Source organism: Polaromonas sp. P1_G2 (genome assembly GCF_056405515.1).
On the sequence record NZ_JBFUBY010000810.1, the window covers coordinates 1 to 550 of the forward strand.

Annotated in this window: 1 protein-coding gene; it reads right to left on the reverse strand. The window is 53.3% G+C overall.

All coding sequences use genetic code 11. The features are described 5' to 3' along the window. Positions 1-28 precede the first annotated feature (28 nt). Positions 29-550 (reverse strand): tetratricopeptide repeat protein (locus AC1D0P_RS27725; RefSeq protein WP_477679666.1); only part of this gene is annotated, 522 nt, incomplete at its 5' end.

Sequence of the window (550 nt, forward strand, 5' to 3'; positions counted from 1 at the left end):
TCCTTCTCCTCTTATTTGTATGAAAAAACTATGCAGGTAAGCCCGCGACGCTCAGTGCATCTGCGCAAATCCGCCCCATCTCAAATCGACTACTCGGGGACCGTTGCAAAAAGCTGGTCACAGTCAATGTAGGTTCCAGCAACAGAAGCTGAGTGACGGTCTTTTTGGCTTCTTCCACTTGCCCATCGAGCGACTGCGCAATTGCGAGAGCGCGCAGGGTTGACGTGTGGGTGCGGTTGACCCTCAGGGATCGCTTTGCCAACTCAATGGCTCGCGGGTAATTTCCCGCTGAAATTGCGGCAGAAGCTGCCAAGGCATCGTAAAAATAGCGGATCGGATCCAATGGGGACAGGCCCAGGGCTCTTTCGCTGGCCTTGAGTGCAACTTCTCCCTCGCCCCTGAATGCATGAAGCGTTCCCATCAGAAGCCATGCCATCGACTCGCTGGGATTGATCGACAAAGCGTGCTCATAGCGCTGTGTCGCGGTATCAAAGTCTTTTAGCAAATTGGTGTGAACGAATCCATCAACCGTCAATGCCAGGGTACATTC